We start from the raw sequence: 16,561 nt of genomic DNA on the forward strand, positions 1-16,561 counted from the left end.
GCAGACCGTCAGGACCTGCGGCGCGGCTTCGCGCGGCGGCCGCCGCCGTGGGACGACCCGCCGCCGGTGCCCTTGCGGGGGCTGCGGCCCGTCGACCTGCCGGCGGCCTTGCCGCCGGTGGCGCGCCGCTGCGCGCCGCTGCCGGAGGCCTTCTTGTCCTTCGGCTGCTCGGGCGCGGCGGCGGGCCGGCGGCCGCGGGTGCTGTTGACCGTACGGCCGCGGACGATCCCGATGAAGTCCTCGACCAGGTCCGTCGTCCGCTCCTCCGGCCAGGACAGGGCCACGCGCGACTGCGGGACACCGGTGACCGGCCGGTACGTGAGGTCGCGCCGGTGGTGCAGGCGGGCCAGCGACTGCGGGACGACCAGCACGCCCACGCCCGCCGCGACCAGCTCGATGGCGTCCCCGGTCGTCGCGGGGCGCTCGAACGCGGGGCGGCCCGGCGGCTGCTCCCAGTCCAGGGTGTCGTCGAGCGGGTGGAAGACGATCTCGTCGGCCAGGTCCTCGGCGGTCACCTCGTCGGCCGCGGTGATCACATGGTCCTTGGGGACCACGACGACGCTCGTCTCCGTGTAGAGCGGGATGGCGCTGAGGTCCGTGCCGTCGACCGGCAGCCGCAGCAGCCCGGCGTCGGCGTCGCCCCGGCGCAGCGTGTCCTGCGCGTCGCCGGCGGGGACGGTGAGGAGGTCCAGCGGCACGTCCGGCTGCCGTTCCTGCCAGATCCGCACCCACTTCGCGGGCATCACGCCCGGGACGTACGCGAGCCTGAACACCGGGGATGCTTCCGTGCCTGTCACCTGGCCAGGTTACCGGCCGTGGTCGGGAGCGGCACACATGCTCGATATCCTTGACCCATGACGTCGCACCGCACTCCCCAGTCGATGAAGCCCGCCACCGCGGCGAAGAAGCTGGGTGTATACCTCGAGGCCACCCCCGCAGAGTTCCAGGAGGGTGCCGTCTCGCGCGACGAGCTGAACACGCTCCAGACCGACCCGCCGGAGTGGCTGCGCGAACTGCGCCGCAACGGCCCGCACCCCCGCCCGGTGGTCGCCGCGAAGCTCGGCATCTCCATCTCGGGCCTGGCTCGCGGGGGCGTCACCGAGGCGCTCACCACCGAGCAGATCGAGGCCCTGAAGACCGAGAACCCCGAGTGGCTCCAGAAGGAGCGCGCCACGCAGGCGGAGGTCCGCAAGGAAGCCGCCCGCATCAAGGAGAAGCAGGCGGAGAAGGCCGAGGCCGCGCGCGACCGCTCCTGATCCACGCACCCGCCGCAGCGGTGCACGCCCACGGTGTGCACCATCGCGAGCGCTACCAGTGGACCTCCCGGGGCGGCGCCCCCGGGTGCTCGCTGGGGGCGGGGCTCCCACCCGCCGCGAGCGGCGGTACGTTCCGGCGCCCGGCGTGGTGCCGTCCTGAGGTTCACCCGGCGTCCTGCTGGAGGACGTGCATCAGGGACGTCGAGGGCAGGCGGGGGTGGAGGTAGGCGTGTTCGCCGCGGGACCCGACCTCCTGGGCCAGTCGGCGCAGCACCGCCGCCGCCTCGTCCCTGCGGCCCACGTGGTGCAGGGCCTCGGCCAGGAAGCCCAGGTGCAGGGGGAGCCGGATCAGGGTGCCGGACGCCCGCAGCTCGGACAGCGCCGACCGGATCAGCGAGAGGCCCGGCTCCTCCTCGCCGCCGTGCACGAGCGCCCAGCCCTCGCAGACGCTCAGCATGGACCGCCAGTAGCGCAGCCCGTACCGGTCCGCCACCTCGCGGCCCAGCTCGCCCGAGCGGCGCGCCGTCGCGACGTCCCCCTCCAGGCCCGCCAGCACCGCGTCGACGTACAGCGCGAACGCCCGGTCGCCCGGCCGGCTGTCGTGGTGCGTCAGCGACAGCAGTTCGGCACGCCGCGCCGACGCCGCGTCGGCCGCCCCCAGCAGCCAGTGCGTGAAGGCGTCGTACGAACGGCACGAGATCCGCGGGTCGTGCTGGAAGTAGCGCGCCACGTGCCGGCCGCCCTCCGCGCCCAGCGCGTCGGCCCGGTCCACCGCGTCCTCCAGCTCGGCCAGCGCTTCCGTGAGCCTCCCGCGCACGTGCAGGACGATGCCCCGCCCGTACCGGGCACCGAGGTACGCCACCGGGTCCTGCGGCCGGCCCGGCATGGCGCGGAGCCGGTCCGAGAACCCGAGAGCCCCCTCGTACCGGCCCGTCACCAGGTTCGCCGTGCACAGCGACCACAGCACCGTCGGCTGGTCCTCCGCCCCCGTGAGCGGGTTGAGCGCCCGGCTCCGCGTGAACGCCGCCTCCGCGTCGGCGTCGCCGTACCCGCGCGTCGTCGCGAGCATCTGCCCCAGCTGGATCTGCAACTGCTGCTCCAGCAGCGGCGCGGTCGCGTCGCCCGGGGGCAGCAGCCGCACCAGCTCGATGGCCCGCCGCAGCCACATCTCCGCCTGCTCGTACGCCAGCCGCAGCTCCGCCGCCTCCGCCGCCCGGCACAGCGCCGGCAGCGCCTGCGCGGGTGACAGCACCTGCGAGCCCTCCCACGCGTGGTGCGCCAGCTGCTCGACGCCGTCGTGCCGGCAGCGCGTCCTCGCCAGCGTCTCCGCGACGCGCGCGTGCAGCTGCGCCCGCCGGTGCCGGCTCAGCTCGCCGTACAGCGTCTCCCGCACCAGGGCGTGCGTGAAGTGCAGCCCGCCCGGGTTCGCCGGGTCCTCGCACAACAACTGTGCCCGCACCGCGGGTTCGAGCGGCTCGCCCGTCGCCTCGTCGTGCCCGGCCACCTCCGTCAGCAGCCGCACGTCGATCTCGGAGCCGATCACCGCGCACAGCCGCAGCAGGTCCCGCGTCGGGTCCGGAAGCGTCGCGAACCGCTGCGTCAGCACCTCCCGCACCCCCGACGGCACCCGCGTGAGCATCAGCCGCGCCGCCCGCGGATCGTGCAGCCGTGTGGCGTCCCCGAGGAGCGACATCAGCTGGTTCACGAAGTACGGATTGCCCTTGCTGCGCTCGTGGAGCCGCTGGATCGTCTCGCGGGACACGCCCGGCCCCGACGCCGCCGACACGATGACGGAGACCGCCTCCTCCGGCAGCCCCACCAGCCGCACCGTCTCCGTCCGGGGACTCCACAGCGTCTCGCCCAGCGCCTCACCCAGCGCCGGGTCGCTCTCGATCTCCCACGTACGCGCCGAGATCACGATGCCCAGGCGTCTGCCGTTGAGCCGGCTCGTCAGCAGCCGCAGCAACTGGAGCGAGGGCGCGTCCGCCCAGTGCAGGTCCTCCAGCAGGAGCAGCAGCGGGGAGGAGTCCGCCAGCGACAGCAGCGTCTCGCACACCGCGTCGTACGTACGGAAGCGGTCCGGCGCCGCCGAGTCGGCGTGCCGGTCGCGACGGCCGCCGTCCTCGTCCGTCGCCCCGTCCGTCGCCCCGTCGAAGAGCGGCGCCAGCAGGTCGCCGAACCGCTCCGTGGCCCCGCGGAAGGCGTCCGGCCGGGAGGCCGCGAGCTGCCGGAGGACCTGCGTCCACAGCCAGTACGGCGGCGCCCCGCGGCCCGGGAAGCAGTACCCCCACACGGCCTCCATCCGGTCGTTCCGCAGCCGCTGGGACACCTCGCCCAGCAGCCGCGACTTGCCGATGCCGGGCTCCCCGAGGACGGCCGCCAGCCGCCCCTTGCCGCACAGCACGTCCGCCACGAGGATCCGCAGCGCCGCCAGCTCGTGCTCCCGCCCCGCGAACGGCCGCCGCTCCGCCCCGGCGGCCGGCGGGGCCTGTGCCGGACGGGCCGGGACCCCGCTCGGACGGGGGAGGGCGTGCTGCGCGGGCGGGCCGCCCGGTAACGGCCGGGAGGGCGGCTGCACCGGTACGTGGGGGGCGGACGGTACGGGCGTCCCCGCGGCGCCCCTGTCCGGCACGGCCGCGGCGCCGGCCCCCTGCGGGCCCGCGGCGCCGCCCCCCGCGCCCGGCGCCTCCCGCGTCGGGCCCGCCGTCGCAGGCGTCGTCAGCGGTGGCGGGCCCAGGCGCGACGGGCGGGGCGGCGCGGGTGGCGTCGCCAGGTCCTGCCGCAGGATCGCGTGGTGCAGCCGCTTCAGCTCCTCCCCGGCGTCGACGCCCAGTTCGCGGGCGAGCCAGTCGCGGGTGCGGGCGTACACGGCCAGCGCGTCGGCCTGCCGGCCGAGCCGGTACTGGGCCGTCATCACCTGCCCCGCCAGCCGCTCGCGCCCCGGGTGCGCGCGTACCTCGGCGTCGAGTTCGGCGACCGCCTCCACGTCCCCGAGGGTGAGCGAGGCGTCCGCCCAGCTCTCGATCGCGGAGAGCCTGACGCGGCCCAGGCGGTCGCTCTCCTCGGACAGCGGCGGGTAGTCGGTCGCCAGTTCTTCGTACGGCGTGCCCCGCCACCACCCCAGCGCCGTGCCGAGCCGGTCCCGTGCCTCGGTGTGCCGCCGCTCCCGCTGCAGCCGCCGTCCCTCGGCGACCGCGTCCTCGAAGCGGTGCGCGTCCACCTGGTCCCGGCGCAGGTCCAGGACGTACCCCGCCGACACGCGGCGGATGAGCCGGGTGCGTTCACCGGGCTGCGGGTGCGGCACCAGGGAGCGCCGCAGATGCGAGATGTAGCTGTGCAGGGAGGCCAGGGCACGGTCCGGCAGCCGGTCGCCCCACAGCTCGTCCAGCAACTGCTGCGTGGGCACGACGTGTCCGAGCCGTACGAGGAGCAGCGCCAGGAGAGCCCGCCGGCGCGGCGGCCCCAGGTCGATCTCGCGGCCGTCGGCCTCGGCCGTCATCCGCCCGAGAAGCCGCAGCCGCAGCCGATCGCCCGAAGAGCCCGCCGGGGTTTCCGGAATTCCGGCTCGATTGTGCGGGGCCGCGTTCTGAGGGTCACCGGGAACCGACATCAGTTCTTCCGCTTTCTTTGTCGGTCCCGCCGAACGGCGCGAGGACCGGCCAACCCCCGTCCAGCGATCCGATCATGGCACAGGCGGCAAGTGGGGGCCAAGCGGACTTCAAGTATGCGTCAAGGATGGCGAAATGCCTTCGGGTGCGCGGTCGAGGATCCGGCAAGTGCCTTGTGCCAGGTTGGTCCGGCAGGGGCGGCACCCGTATTTCTCGTGGCCGGTGCCCGCCCGAACGGGGAAACCCCCGCGGAGGGTTCACGAGGAACGGAGTCTGATGTGACCACGACGAAATACGGCGACAACGACGGCGGCCGTAATGAATAGGGGCGCGACGGATACCGGTGGCCGGGGGAAGCCGTTCGGTGAACTGCCCGGCGTGCACCACCGGGTGGACGACGCCCCCGTGCGGGTCGCCGTCCACGCGGCGGACCACGTCACGTACGCGGGCCTGGCCGGGTACCTGGAGGGTGACGGCCGGCTGTTCCTCGTCGGCCCGCACGGGTGCCGGACCGGCGCGCCGGGCATCGACGCCCCCGGCCCGCCCGGTGGGGCCCACGGGGCGGACGAGACGGATGTGACGGTGTTCGCCACCGAGACGGTGAGCGGCGAGACCCTCGGTGTCCTGCGCGGACTGGCGGCGGCGCGGCCCACGGGCTCGTTCCTCGTCATCGTCGGCACCCGCTGGAAGGCCGACATCGCCCTGGCCGTGGAGTGCGGCGTACGGGCCGTGCTGTGGCGGCGCGACACCACGCCCGAGACCTTCGTGCGGACGCTGCTCGAACTGCGCGACGGCGGGGGATCGCTGCCCGCCGCCCTCCAGGGGCAGTTGCTCGACCAGGTCCAGCGCACGTATCGCGATGTGCTCATTCCGCAGGGACTGGCCACCGCCCGCCAACTCACCGTACGGGAGGCCGACATTCTGCGGCTCATCTCGGAAGGTTGTGATCTCGCCGAGATCGCCGAGAAATTGGCTTATTCAGAGCGAACCGTCAAGAACATTCTCTATCGCATGATGGGCCGCCTGGAGTTGCGCAACCGGGCCCACGCCGTTTCCTACGCCATACGATCCGGGCTCATTTGACGACCCCGGGTACTTCCGGGCAGGGCCGCGGAGAACAACGGGCACACATTTCCCGATCGGTGGCGGCGGACCGCCCCCGCTCGCCACTCTTTCCCACAGGCCCGACAAGACCGGGAAGCCCGGCAAGCCGAACAAGCCCCTACGACCGGAGGAACCGCGATGACCGTCACCGCCCCGGCAGGAAGCGAGGAATGGGTACGTCAGGTCCTCACCGTCCAATGGGGTGAGGAGTGGGGCGTCCGCGCCCTGCGCCCGCTCACCGTCGACGGGGCGGTGCCCCTGACGCACACGGCGGGGCTGTGGAACGTCACCACCCCCGACGGGGACCATGTGCTCAAGGTCCAGCTCGACGCCGGCGCCGTACGGGACGAGCGCTTCTACCCGCTCAAGGACCGCATCGTCACCCACTGCCGCCTCCAGGGCGTCCCCGCCCTCCCGGTCGTGCCCGCGGCGGACGGCAGCCCGAGCGTCCGGCACGGCGGCCTCGCCGTCGAACTCGTCCCCCGCAGCCCCGGCTCGGCGGTCGCCCCCGGTACCCGGGAGCAGGCCGCCGCCATCGTCCGCACCGGCCTCGACCTGAGGCAGGCCCTGGACGAGCTGCCGCCCGGCACCTCCGGCGAACTCGCCACCGTCCACCTGCCGCTGCTCGTGGAGGAGGAGCACTGGCCCACCGCCCTCGACGACGCCGAGCGACGGCTCCTGCCGAAGGCGCTGCGCGGCACCGGCCCCTGGCACCGCGCGGCCGCCGCGACCCTCCGCGAACTGCACGCCACCGTACCCCTGTTACGCCGGACCTTCGGCGACGGCGACCACGGCAGCGCCGGCCCCACCCCGGAAGCGCGCCGCGCCGTCGTCCACGGCGACCTGCACCTCCACCACTTCCTGCTCGCCCGGCAGGGCCCCGCCCGCGTCCTCGCGGTCCTCGACTTCGACAACCTCCACGTCGGCGACCGGCTCCTGGACCTCGCCTGGCTCGCCGACACGGCGGCGTACGCCTGCGGCGACGACACCGACGGCGCGCGTGCCGTCCTGGCCCGCCTCCTGGCCGACGGGCGCCGGCGCGGACTGCTGGGCCCCGGCGACGAGGCCCTGCTGATGCCCCTGCTGATGGCGCACTCGCTGCCGGTCGTCGTGGACATCGCCAAGGACATCCTCGACCGCGGCATCCTCTCCCCGCAGTGGCTCGGCTACTTCGCGCTGCTGTCCCCCGCGCGGCGCCTCGCCGTCCACCGCCTCCTCACCGCGCCGGCCCCGCACTGACCCCGGCCCCCACTCACCCCCGGCAGACCGGCCCCCCCACCCGCCGACCGGTCATGCCCGCACGCGCCACCGCCCCATGCCCCTTTCCGCCTTCCTCCGACCCACCCACAGACAGGAGCTGTTCATGACCACCACCCCACAGGCGCCGCTCTCGTCCTGGCCGGCCGACCTCTCCGCCTTCTGCTTCGAGGTGCCGCACTCCGACGAGTCCCTCCTCTTCGAGTCCGGCAAGGGCGTCCGCCTGTCCGACGCGGCCGGCCGCAGCTACCTCGACGCCCTGTCCGGCGTCTTCGTCACCTGCTTCGGATACGACTGCGAACCCATCGTCCGGGCCGTCACCGACCAGCTGCGCACCCTCCCGTTCAACCCCCCGCTGCACGGCACCAACCGGTCCGCCCTGGAGCTGGCCCGGGCCCTCGTCGACCTCGCGCCGCCCGGGATCACGGCGGCCAAACTCGTCAACGGCGGCTCCGAGAGCGTCGAGGCCGCTGTCCGCCTCGCCCGGCTCTACCACCGCTCCCACGGCAACCCCGGCAAGGTGAAGGTCCTCAGCTACTACCACGGCTACCACGGCGCCACCTTCGGCTCCCTCTCGCTCACCGGACGCCCCGACGTCACCCGGTTCGGCCCCGGCCTGCCCGGCATCGTCCACGTCTGGCCGCCGGACTGCCTGGAGGCCTTCTGGGACGTGCCGAAGGAGGAGTCCGGCGCCCTCGCCGCCGCCATGATCGAGCGGACCATCGAGGCGGAGGGACCCGACTCGGTCGCGGCCCTCGTCATGGAACCCGTCATCCACCTGCGCGGCATGGCCATCCCGTCCGCCGACTACCTCACCCGGGTCCGCGAGGTGTGCGACCGCCACGGCGTGCTGCTCGTCTTCGACGAGATCGTCACCGGCTTCGGCCGCACCGGGCAGCCGTTCGCCGCCCAGACCTTCGGCGTCACCCCCGACATCCTCTGCGTCGGCAAGGGCATCTCCGGCGGCTACGCACCACTGGCCGCCGTGCTGATGGCCGAGCACATCGCCGCCGTCCTCGGCGACGCGGGCGGGCCGGTGTCCTTCGCGCCCTCCCACACGTACGCCGCCAACCCGCTCGCCTCCGCCGCCGGCCTCGCCGCCGTCACCCTGTTCCGCGAGGGCGGCTACCCCGACCGGATCCGCGAGCTGTCCGCGTACACCGAGCCCCGCCTCCGCGACGTCGTCGGCGAACGCGGCACGCTGCGCGCCGTCGGCCTGCTGTACGGCGTGAAGCTGGCCGGCGGCGACGAGCGCATCGGGGAACGGGTCGCCTCGGCCTGTCTGCGGCGCGGCCTGATCATCCGCGGCCAGGACGACTGGGTGGTCCTCGCGCCCGCGTTCGTCACGACGACCGCCGAGGCCGACGAGATCGTCCGGGTCCTCGGCGAGGCCCTGGACGAGGTCTGCGGGGCCGGCCGGTGAACGAACCGCTCGACCGCTTCGCCGGACCGGCGCGCGAGGCGCTGCCCCGGCTGACCCCCGACGAACGCGCCGTCGTCCACCGCGAACTGCGGGAGCTGGAGAACGGCGACCACGGCGGCGGCACCCTCCTCGACGGCCTGCGCAAACTCGCGGCCCAGGTCCCGGAGCGGCTGTACACGGACAGCGCCGACGTCCTGCTCCGCATGCACGAGATCGCCGGCTCCGGCAACCACCAGAGCAACCTGTCTTCCCTGCCGCTCGTACGGGCCTGCTTCGCGCTCGGCCTCGTCGAGGACGACGGCCGCGGCCGCCCCGCCGAACTGGTCGTCGGCCGCGGCCACATCGCCCCGGCCTTCTACGCCGAGCACTACGTCCGCGGCACCCTGCCGTTCACCCCGCTCACCACCCTGCACCAGGGCGGCCTCACCGGGGTCGTCCACCGCGACCTCGGCTTCCGCAACACCATGCGCTACAGCCTCGGCGTCGGCGTGGCCCAGGCCGTCAGCCTCGCCTGGGAGCTCACCCGCCGGGGCGAGGACCGCAAGGTGGTGTGCCTCGCCGGGGACGGCGAGCTGCACGAGGGCGTCGCCTTCGAGGCGCTGCGGTTCGCCCACGACATGGGCCTGACCAACCTCGTCCTGGTCGTCGACGCCAACGCCAAGGGCATCGAGCCCCTGCCCAAGCCCGTCAACACCGGTTACCTGGCGGCCTACCTCGGCCGGCTCGTGGAGGTCGACGGCCGCGACGAGTGGGCCGTCGAGGCCGCCCTCGGGGCGCTGCTCGCCATGCCGGGACCCGCCGTGCTGGTGTGCAGGACCCGCAAGGGCGACCACAGCTTCAAACCGGCCGGAACCCCGGCAGCCACCCCGGCCAGGGTGTCGTTCGCGTCGACCGCCGGACGGATGCTCGCCGCCCACCGGGAACGCACCGGCCGCGACATGACCGTGTTCACCGCCGACATGGCCGCCCGCTTCGGGCTGCGCGGCCACGTCCCGTACACCAACACCGGCCTCGCCGAGACACTGACCGTCGGCATGACGCTGTCGCTGCCCGAGGACACCCTCAAGGTGGTCGCGACCGACGCCATGTACTACATGGACTCGCTGAGCATGCTGACCGAGGCGACCACCGGCGTACGCAACCTCCTCGTCCTCGCCGGCCGCAGCTGGGGAGCGTGGGGCGGCGCCCACAACGCCACCAACCTGCTCGGCCTGCTGCTCCACACCCGCGTCTACGAGCCGGTCACCGAGGCCGAGTTCGCCGCCTGCCTGGACCGGCTCTCCCGGCACCCGGCCACGACCCACGTCGTCAGCATGGTCGACGCCAAGTTCGACCCGCCCGCCGCCGACTGCTCGGCGGACCTCGACGGGGGCGTGTGGCTCACCCCGCCGGCCGGCGACGCACCGGACGCGGCCGTGGTGACCTTCGGCTACGCGAGCGTGCTCGTCGCCGAGGCCAACCGGGAACTCGGCGTCCCCCACCTGCACTGCGCGGCGCTCGCCCCCGAACTGGACCCGGCCGTCCTCGACGTGCTGTCGCGCTGCCGGCGCGTCCTGAGCGTCGAGTACAACGGCGCCCGCGGCGGGTTCGGCGAACGGCTCCGCTCCGAGTACCTGCTGCCGGTCGAGGTCCACGGCGTGCGCCGCGACATCGCCAACCTCGTGCACCCCAGGCAGCTGCCGCTGCACGGGATGAGCACGGCCATGCTGCGGGAGCGCCTGTCAGGGCTGCTGGAGAGCCGGGAGGCCGGGCGTGCGCCTGCACACGCATGACTACCGCGCACCGGACACCGACGGCATCGTCGACGGCGCGATCCTGATGCACCGGGAAATGGCGGAGCTGCTGACCCGCCGCGGCTCCGTCGCCCTCCACGACCTGACCACCGGCCCGGACTGCGTCGCCGCGGCGGACGGGGGAGACGTGGTGTACGCGGGCTCCGGCCCGTACGCCTTCCTCTACCACCACTGGCGCGAGCGGCACGGCGGCGACTTTAGGATCGTGCGCGAGGTCCACACCGCCCTCTGGTCGGGCTACTGGGCCCAGGAGGAACTGTGCGCGCCGCTCGTGCGCCCCGGCGACCTGGTGCTCTTCCCCACCGAGTACACACGCCGGCTGTTCCTGCGGAACTTCGCCTCCTCCGTCACCGAGGCCGGCTCGGCCGTCGCCTACCCCATGCTGGACCGCCTGCCCCGCAGGCCGCCCCGCCCCGTACCGCCCGCCGGCCGGCCGCTGCGCATCGGCTACCTCGGCGCGCTGTCCCTGGCCAAGAACTTCGACCAGGTCCTGTCGGTCTTCGCCCGCTGCCACCGGGCGACCGGCGGCGTCAGTCTGCTGTGCGCCGGCAAGCCGAACGACCCCCGCTGGGAGGCGGACGCCGTCCACGCCGCGCTGCGCGAGGAGGCGGGAACGGCAGCGGCCGACGCCGTCCGCGTCGAGGGCATCTGGCCCCAGCGGCGCCTCGCGGAGTTCTTCGACGCGATCGACGTCCTGCTCTTCCCCAGCACCGCCGCGCGGGAGACCCTCGGCCGGGTGGTCCTGGAGGCCCTGGCCCACGGCGTCCCCGTGCTGGCCGCCGACGTCGGCCCCGCCGTCGAGCTGCTGCCCGCCCGGAACCTGGTGCCCACCGCCCTCGACGTGAACGGCACCTTCACCATGGGCCGCATCGGCCCCCTGGGCCGGGTCGACGAGGACGTCCTCGTCGACAAGCTGCTCACCCGCGACTTCGCACCGGCCTCCCTCCGGTCCGAAGCCCCCTACACGGACGAGGCGTTCCTCGAGGCGCTCGCCGGCTCACCGACCCCGGTCGAGACCGCGTACGACCGCACGCTCCCCGCGGCGGTCCGGGTCACGCCCCGCACCGGAGCCGACCCGCACGAAGCGGTGGAGCGGGCCACCGGCCTGTTCCGCGCCTTCTTCGAACGCCGCGACGGCGCCGTGACCGCGGCGCTCGACGCACTGGCCGCGCGCACCGGCCGCGACGACCCGGCCCTGCGCCGCATCGTCGCCGCACCGGACCGCAACCTCGCCGACTACCGGGCCTTCCCCAGGCTGCTGGACGCCCTGGTCCTGCCCCCGCTGACCTACACCCTCGCGCCCGCCCGGCCGGGCACCCCGACGGGAGACACCCCATGACCACGCAACAGCCGCGCCACCACGACGACATGGGCGGGCCGACCGGCCACGACGGGCCCTTCACCGGCCAGGTGGCGCTCGTCATCGGCGGCGGCCGCGGCATCGGCGCCGCCGTCGTGGAGGGCTTCGCCCACCGCGGCGCCCACGTCATCGTCGCCGACACCGACCGGCTGCCCTCCACCTACAACCACTACCGCTCCACCGCCGTCACCGGCTACGCCGAGGCGTGCGACCTCGCCGCCCGGCTCCGCGACAAGGGCCTGTCCGTGACGGCGGCCGAGGCCGACGCCACCGACGAGGACGCCGTCCGCCGCCTGTACGCGGGCATCGCCGACGGGCCCGGCCGACTCGACACGGTCGTCAACGCCTTCGGCGTGACCCATGTGAGCCCCGTGGAACACATGGAGCTGACCGAGTTCCGGCACGTCGTGTCCGGCAACCTCGACGGCGTGTTCCTCTCCTCGCGCGCGGCCCTGCCGCTGCTGCGCGCCTCGGGAGGCGGGTCCATCATCAACTTCTCGTCCGTGTCCGGGCGTTCCGGCTTCGCCAAGGTCGCCCACTACTGCGCGGCGAAGTTCGGCGTCGTCGGCTTCACCGCGGCCCTCGCGCAGGAGGTGGCGAAGGAGAACATCCGCGTCAACGCCGTCTGCCCCGGCATCGTCCGCTCCAACATGTGGCGCTACCTGCTGTCCGAGTTCGTCCGCCCCGGCGAGTCCGAGGACGAGTGCTGGGAACGCATGCGGTCGATGATCCCGCAGCGGGAGTTCCAGACCCCCGACGACATCGCGGGCCTCGTCGTCTACCTCGCCTCCGCACCCCGCGTCACCGGCCAGGCGATCAGCGTCGACGGCGGGATGACGGCACCGTGACGTCCACGGCCCCCACCCCCCGCACCACCGCGGTCCCCGACGGGCACCCGATCGGCTTCGACGACGCCGGCTGGACCTTCGCCGGCCCCGGCAGCACCCCCGTACGGGACGCGGGCGAGCTGACCGTCCGCGCACATCGTGGCGCCGACCTGTTCACCATGCCGGGCTCCTACGAGGCGAACGGCGTTCCCCTCCTGGGCCGTACGGTCCGCGGCGACCACACGGTCAGGGTCCACGTCGGCGTCGACGGACACGCCTTCGGCGACGCCGGCGGCATCGCGATGCACGGGGCGGACGGCTGGTTCAAGGTCTGCGTGGAGCGCACCCGGGCCGGCGGCTGGGCGATCGTCACCGTCGTCTCCCGGCCCGAGTCCGACGAGGCGACGGGCCCCGCGCTGGCCGGGCCCCGGGCGGAGCTCCTCGTCACCCGCGAGGGGCGGCGGCACGCCGTCCTCTTCCGCGAGGACCCGGCCGGGGACTGGCGCTTCGTCCGGACGTTCCTGGGCACCGACGCGCCGGACGTACGGCTCGGACTGTTCGCGCAGGCCCCGTTCTCCGACGCCTGCACGGCCTCCTTCACGGCGCCGCGGTACGCCGCTGTGGCGTTGGCCGACCGGCGGTGAGCGGGTGGGTGAGCGGGCCGGTGAACGATCCGGTGCACGGCCCGTCGGTGGAGCCGTCCGCCGCTGGGGCCGGGACCGCCGGCCCGGCCCCGGCCACCGTCGTGGCCGGGCTGGTGCTCTCCGTGCTGCTCGGCGCGGTCACCGCCGCCCTGGGCGCCGCGCTGCCCGTGCTGCGCTCCGCGTACGGCACCGGGGACGCCGCCGGTACGGAGGTCGTGGTGGCCTACAACCTCGGGGCGCTGCTCGCGCTCCTGGGCTCCGGGCCGCTGGAGCGGCGGCTGCCCGGCCGGTCGGTGGTCTCCTGGCTGCTCGCCGCCTTCGCGGCCGGGTGCGCCGGGATGGCGGTGGCGCCCGCGTGGTGGGCGCTCACCGGCTGCGCGCTCCTCACCGGGCTGGGCTTCGGCGGCCTCGTCCTGTACGCCAACACGGCGTTCGGCCGGCCGGGCGGGGCCCGCGGCGTGCGGCTGCTGAACTGGCTGCACGCCGCGTTCGGCGCCGGCGCGACGACCGGGCCCCTGCTGGTCGGCGAGTGGGGAGCCGTACGGGAACTGCTGTGGGCGGTCGCCGCGTTGACGCTCTGCTGCGTGCCGTTCCGGAGCGCCGCCGACGGCTCACCGACGGGACCCGGACCCCGTCGTCCCGTGCGGGCCGGCCGGCCGCCGTCCGCCGCCCTGGTGGCGTGCGCCGCCGTCGCGCTGCTCTACGCGGGGGTCGAGGCGGGCATCGGCGCGCTGGAGGCCACGCACCTGGCCGCCACCGGGCACACGCCGCAGGACGCCGCCCGGCTCAGCGCCCTGTTCTGGGCCGGCCTCACGGTGGGCCGGCTGCTGCTCCCGCTCGCCGCCCGGCGCGTCCCGCACCCGCTGCTCGTGCTGGGGTCGCTGCTGGCGGGCGCGGGCGCCCTGACCGCAGCCACCGACCCGGGGCTCGCCCCGGCGGCGTACGGGCTGGCCGGGATCTGCCTGGCCGGGGCGTTCCCCACCCTGCTGGCCTGGACGGTCACCGTCCTGCCCGGCCCGCGCCGGGTCAGTGGCGTGCTGCTCACCGCCAACCTGGCCGGCAGCGCAGCCCTGCCCTTCCTCCTCGGCCACGTCACCGACCCGGCCGCACCCGCCTCCGTCCCGCTGGCCCTCGCCGCGCTGACGCTCGTCGCCGGGGCCGCCCTGCTCACCGCCGTACGGGCGGCGCGCCCCACGTCGCAGCACGCCCTCCCCCCGGCCCACCCCCCGACCGCCCACCTGCCGACCGCCCTCGCCGCGGCCCACCCCCCGACCGCCCGTCCACCGGGCGCCGACCCGACTCCGGCCCGCCCCCTCCGCGCCTCCGACGAGAAGGAGCCTTCCGCATGATCTCGCCACAGCCCGTCACGGACCTGATGTGGGCACACTGGAAGACCAAGACCATGCTGAGCGCCGTCGAACTCGGCGTGTTCACCGAACTCGCCAAGGAGCCGCTGCCCGCCGCGGACCTCCGCGCCCGCACCGGCCTGCACGAACGCCCCGCCACCGACTTCCTCGACGCACTCGTCGCCCTCGGCCTGCTGGAGCGCACCGGCGACGTCTACGCCAACACACCCGAGGCGCACGAGTACCTGGACGCGAACAAGCCCGCCACCTACCTCGGCGACAGCTTCCTCACCCAGTGCGCCGGCCTCGCCGACGACCTCGTCACCGTCCTGCGCACCGGCGAGGCGGCCCGGGCCGCGCGCGACGGACGGGACTTCTACTCCGGCACGTACGCGACGGAGGACTCCGTACGCGCCTTCCAGCGGGACATGACCGCCCTGAGCATCGGGTCCGCCCGGGCCATCGCAGAACGCTTCCCCTGGGACCGCTACCGCACGCTCGTCGACGTCGGCTGCGCCGAGGGCGCGCTGCCCGGCTGGCTGCTGCGCAGGCACCCGCACCTGACCGCCGTGGGCTTCGACCTGCCGCCCGCGAGGGCCGGGTTCGAGGAGTACGTGGGACGCCTGGGCGTCGCCGACCGCGTCGAGTTCTGGCCGGGCGACTTCTTCCGCGACCCGCTGCCCTGGGGCGATGTCATCGTGCTGGGCCACGTCCTGCACAACTGGGGCGAGGAGGAGAAACTGCGCCTGCTGGAGAAGGCGTACGCCGCACTGCCGCCCGGTGGGGCCGTCCTCGTGTACGAGACGCTCATCGACGACGAGCGCCGCAGCAACGCCGTCGGACTGATCCTCAGCCTGATCATGCACGCCGAGGTGCCCGGCGGCTTCGACTACACCGGCGCCCAGTGCCGGGAGTGGATGCGCCGCACCGGGTTCCGCGAGACGTACGTCGAGCACCTGGACGGACCCGAGTCGATGGTGGTCGGCATCAAGTGAACACCGCCCACGTGACGCCCCGCACCCCGGACGGCGAGTCCGCCGGGACCGACCTGGTGATGTTCTGGAACCTCTACGAGGCGGGGATCGAGCGGCTGGGCGGCAGCGACGACCGGTGGCGGGCCCAGTGCGAGCTGGTCGCCGCCCACCGGCCCCGCGTCCTGATGACCACCGAGGGCTGGGGCTGGCACCTGGACGACGGGGCCCTCTTCGAGGACGCCAAGGCCGGATTCGGCATGGACGGCGAGCTGTTCACCGCGAAGACCGGCTGCCACCTCGCCGTGTTTTGGCAGCGCGACATCCGGCGCGTGGACGCCGAGCGGCTGCCGCACGAACTGGCCCACTGGCACGGACACGGCCTCGTGACGCTGCGCCTGCCCGGCTGGACCACACCGCTGCGCTTCCTGGTCGCGCACCTCGACCCGTTCAGCCCGGCCGGCCGGCGGATCGAGTCCGACCACCTGCGCCGCCACGCGGACCCGGCCCTGCCGCCGCTGGTGATGGGCATGGACGCCAACTGCGTGCCGCCCGGCGACCCCGAGCCCGACTGGAGCCGCGTACCGCGCCACCGCAGGGACGACCACCTGCACGCCGACGCCGAGCGCGCCGACCGCGCACCGCTGCGGCGGCTGCTCGGCGACCCCGAGGACCCGCTGCTCGTGGACGCCGGCGCCCATCTCGGCGACCGCTCACCGACGTTCGGGCGGCTGCCGCCCGCCGAGGCGGAACGCCGTATCGACCTGCTCCTGGTCTCCCCGTCCCTCGCCGGTGACCTGGTCGCGTACCGGTCCCTGGAACCCTGGCCGGAGCCGCACGGCGAGCGGCCCGCCGCCTCCGACCACCGTCCCGTCACGATCCGGCTCCGCCGCCGGTGACGACCCAGAAAGGCAGAACACCCGCCGTGCGACCGAACCACGCCGCCGGACCGGCGGCCACCGCCGCCGAGAC

General features: G+C 74.6%; 13 protein-coding genes. 11 read left to right on the forward strand and 2 right to left on the reverse strand.

Translation table 11 applies throughout. The features are described 5' to 3' along the window. Positions 1-8: 8 nt before the first annotated feature. A complete protein-coding gene (locus ABEB09_RS30390; protein WP_345693117.1) occupies positions 9-797 on the reverse strand; it encodes a LysR family transcriptional regulator substrate-binding protein in 789 nt (262 codons plus the stop codon). Positions 798-854: 57 nt separating this feature from the next. Between ABEB09_RS30390 and ABEB09_RS30395 the strand changes: the two genes are divergently transcribed. Beyond that, on the forward strand, positions 855-1,256 hold the full coding sequence (locus ABEB09_RS30395; RefSeq protein ID WP_345693118.1) for a DUF5997 family protein: 402 nt from the start codon (positions 855-857) through the stop codon (positions 1,254-1,256). Between the two features lie 163 nt (positions 1,257-1,419). Here the strand turns inward: ABEB09_RS30395 and ABEB09_RS30400 are convergent, their stop codons facing one another. Beyond that, positions 1,420-4,755 carry an ATP-binding protein gene (locus ABEB09_RS30400; protein WP_345693119.1) on the reverse strand — a complete coding sequence of 1,112 codons (3,336 nt, stop codon included), beginning with the start codon at positions 4,753-4,755 and terminating at the stop codon, positions 1,420-1,422. Between the two features lie 487 nt (positions 4,756-5,242). On the opposite strand from ABEB09_RS30400, the gene ABEB09_RS30405 reads away from it, so the two are divergent. The 10 genes from ABEB09_RS30405 (at position 5,243) to ABEB09_RS30450 (ending at position 16,488) form a co-directional block, all read left to right on the forward strand. After that, positions 5,243-5,947 (forward strand): response regulator transcription factor, encoded by a 705-nt coding sequence (locus ABEB09_RS30405; RefSeq protein ID WP_345693120.1) that lies wholly within the window; start codon positions 5,243-5,245, stop codon positions 5,945-5,947. 159 nt (positions 5,948-6,106) lie between these two features. After that, entirely contained in the window at positions 6,107-7,207 is a 1,101-nt protein-coding gene (locus tag ABEB09_RS30410; protein ID WP_345693121.1) for a phosphotransferase, read from the forward strand. A 124-nt stretch (positions 7,208-7,331) separates the two neighbouring features. After that, positions 7,332-8,648 carry an aminotransferase family protein gene (locus tag ABEB09_RS30415; protein ID WP_345693122.1) on the forward strand — a complete coding sequence of 439 codons (1,317 nt, stop codon included), beginning with the start codon at positions 7,332-7,334 and terminating at the stop codon, positions 8,646-8,648. Further along, a complete protein-coding gene (locus ABEB09_RS30420; protein WP_345693123.1) occupies positions 8,645-10,420 on the forward strand; it encodes a 1-deoxy-D-xylulose-5-phosphate synthase N-terminal domain-containing protein in 1,776 nt (591 codons plus the stop codon). Before ABEB09_RS30415 ends, ABEB09_RS30420 begins: the two co-directional genes overlap by 4 nt. Further along, positions 10,401-11,780, forward strand: a complete 1,380-nt coding sequence (locus tag ABEB09_RS30425; protein ID WP_345693124.1) for a glycosyltransferase — start codon at positions 10,401-10,403, stop codon at positions 11,778-11,780. Before ABEB09_RS30420 ends, ABEB09_RS30425 begins: the two co-directional genes overlap by 20 nt. Next, the gene (locus ABEB09_RS30430) at positions 11,777-12,649 is read left to right on the forward strand and encodes an SDR family NAD(P)-dependent oxidoreductase (RefSeq protein WP_345693125.1); all 873 of its coding nucleotides are present in this window, start codon (positions 11,777-11,779) and stop codon (positions 12,647-12,649) included. Before ABEB09_RS30425 ends, ABEB09_RS30430 begins: the two co-directional genes overlap by 4 nt. Next, positions 12,646-13,272, forward strand: coding sequence for a DUF1349 domain-containing protein (locus ABEB09_RS30435; protein WP_345693126.1), 627 nt, complete (start codon positions 12,646-12,648; stop codon positions 13,270-13,272). The genes ABEB09_RS30430 and ABEB09_RS30435 overlap by 4 nt, the downstream gene beginning before the upstream one ends. Before the next feature lie 20 nt (positions 13,273-13,292). Beyond that, complete coding sequence (locus ABEB09_RS30440) at positions 13,293-14,621, forward strand: MFS transporter (RefSeq protein WP_345693127.1); 1,329 nt, start codon at positions 13,293-13,295, stop codon at positions 14,619-14,621. Beyond that, positions 14,618-15,613, forward strand: a complete 996-nt coding sequence (locus tag ABEB09_RS30445) for a methyltransferase (RefSeq protein WP_345693128.1) — start codon at positions 14,618-14,620, stop codon at positions 15,611-15,613. The genes ABEB09_RS30440 and ABEB09_RS30445 overlap by 4 nt, the downstream gene beginning before the upstream one ends. Further along, positions 15,610-16,488, forward strand: a complete 879-nt coding sequence (locus ABEB09_RS30450; protein WP_345693129.1) for an exonuclease/endonuclease/phosphatase family protein — start codon at positions 15,610-15,612, stop codon at positions 16,486-16,488. The genes ABEB09_RS30445 and ABEB09_RS30450 overlap by 4 nt, the downstream gene beginning before the upstream one ends. Positions 16,489-16,561 lie beyond the last annotated feature (73 nt).

The sequence above is a fragment of the Streptomyces coeruleoprunus genome (assembly GCF_039542925.1).
In the GTDB taxonomy this organism is placed as follows: domain Bacteria; phylum Actinomycetota; class Actinomycetes; order Streptomycetales; family Streptomycetaceae; genus Streptomyces; species Streptomyces coeruleoprunus.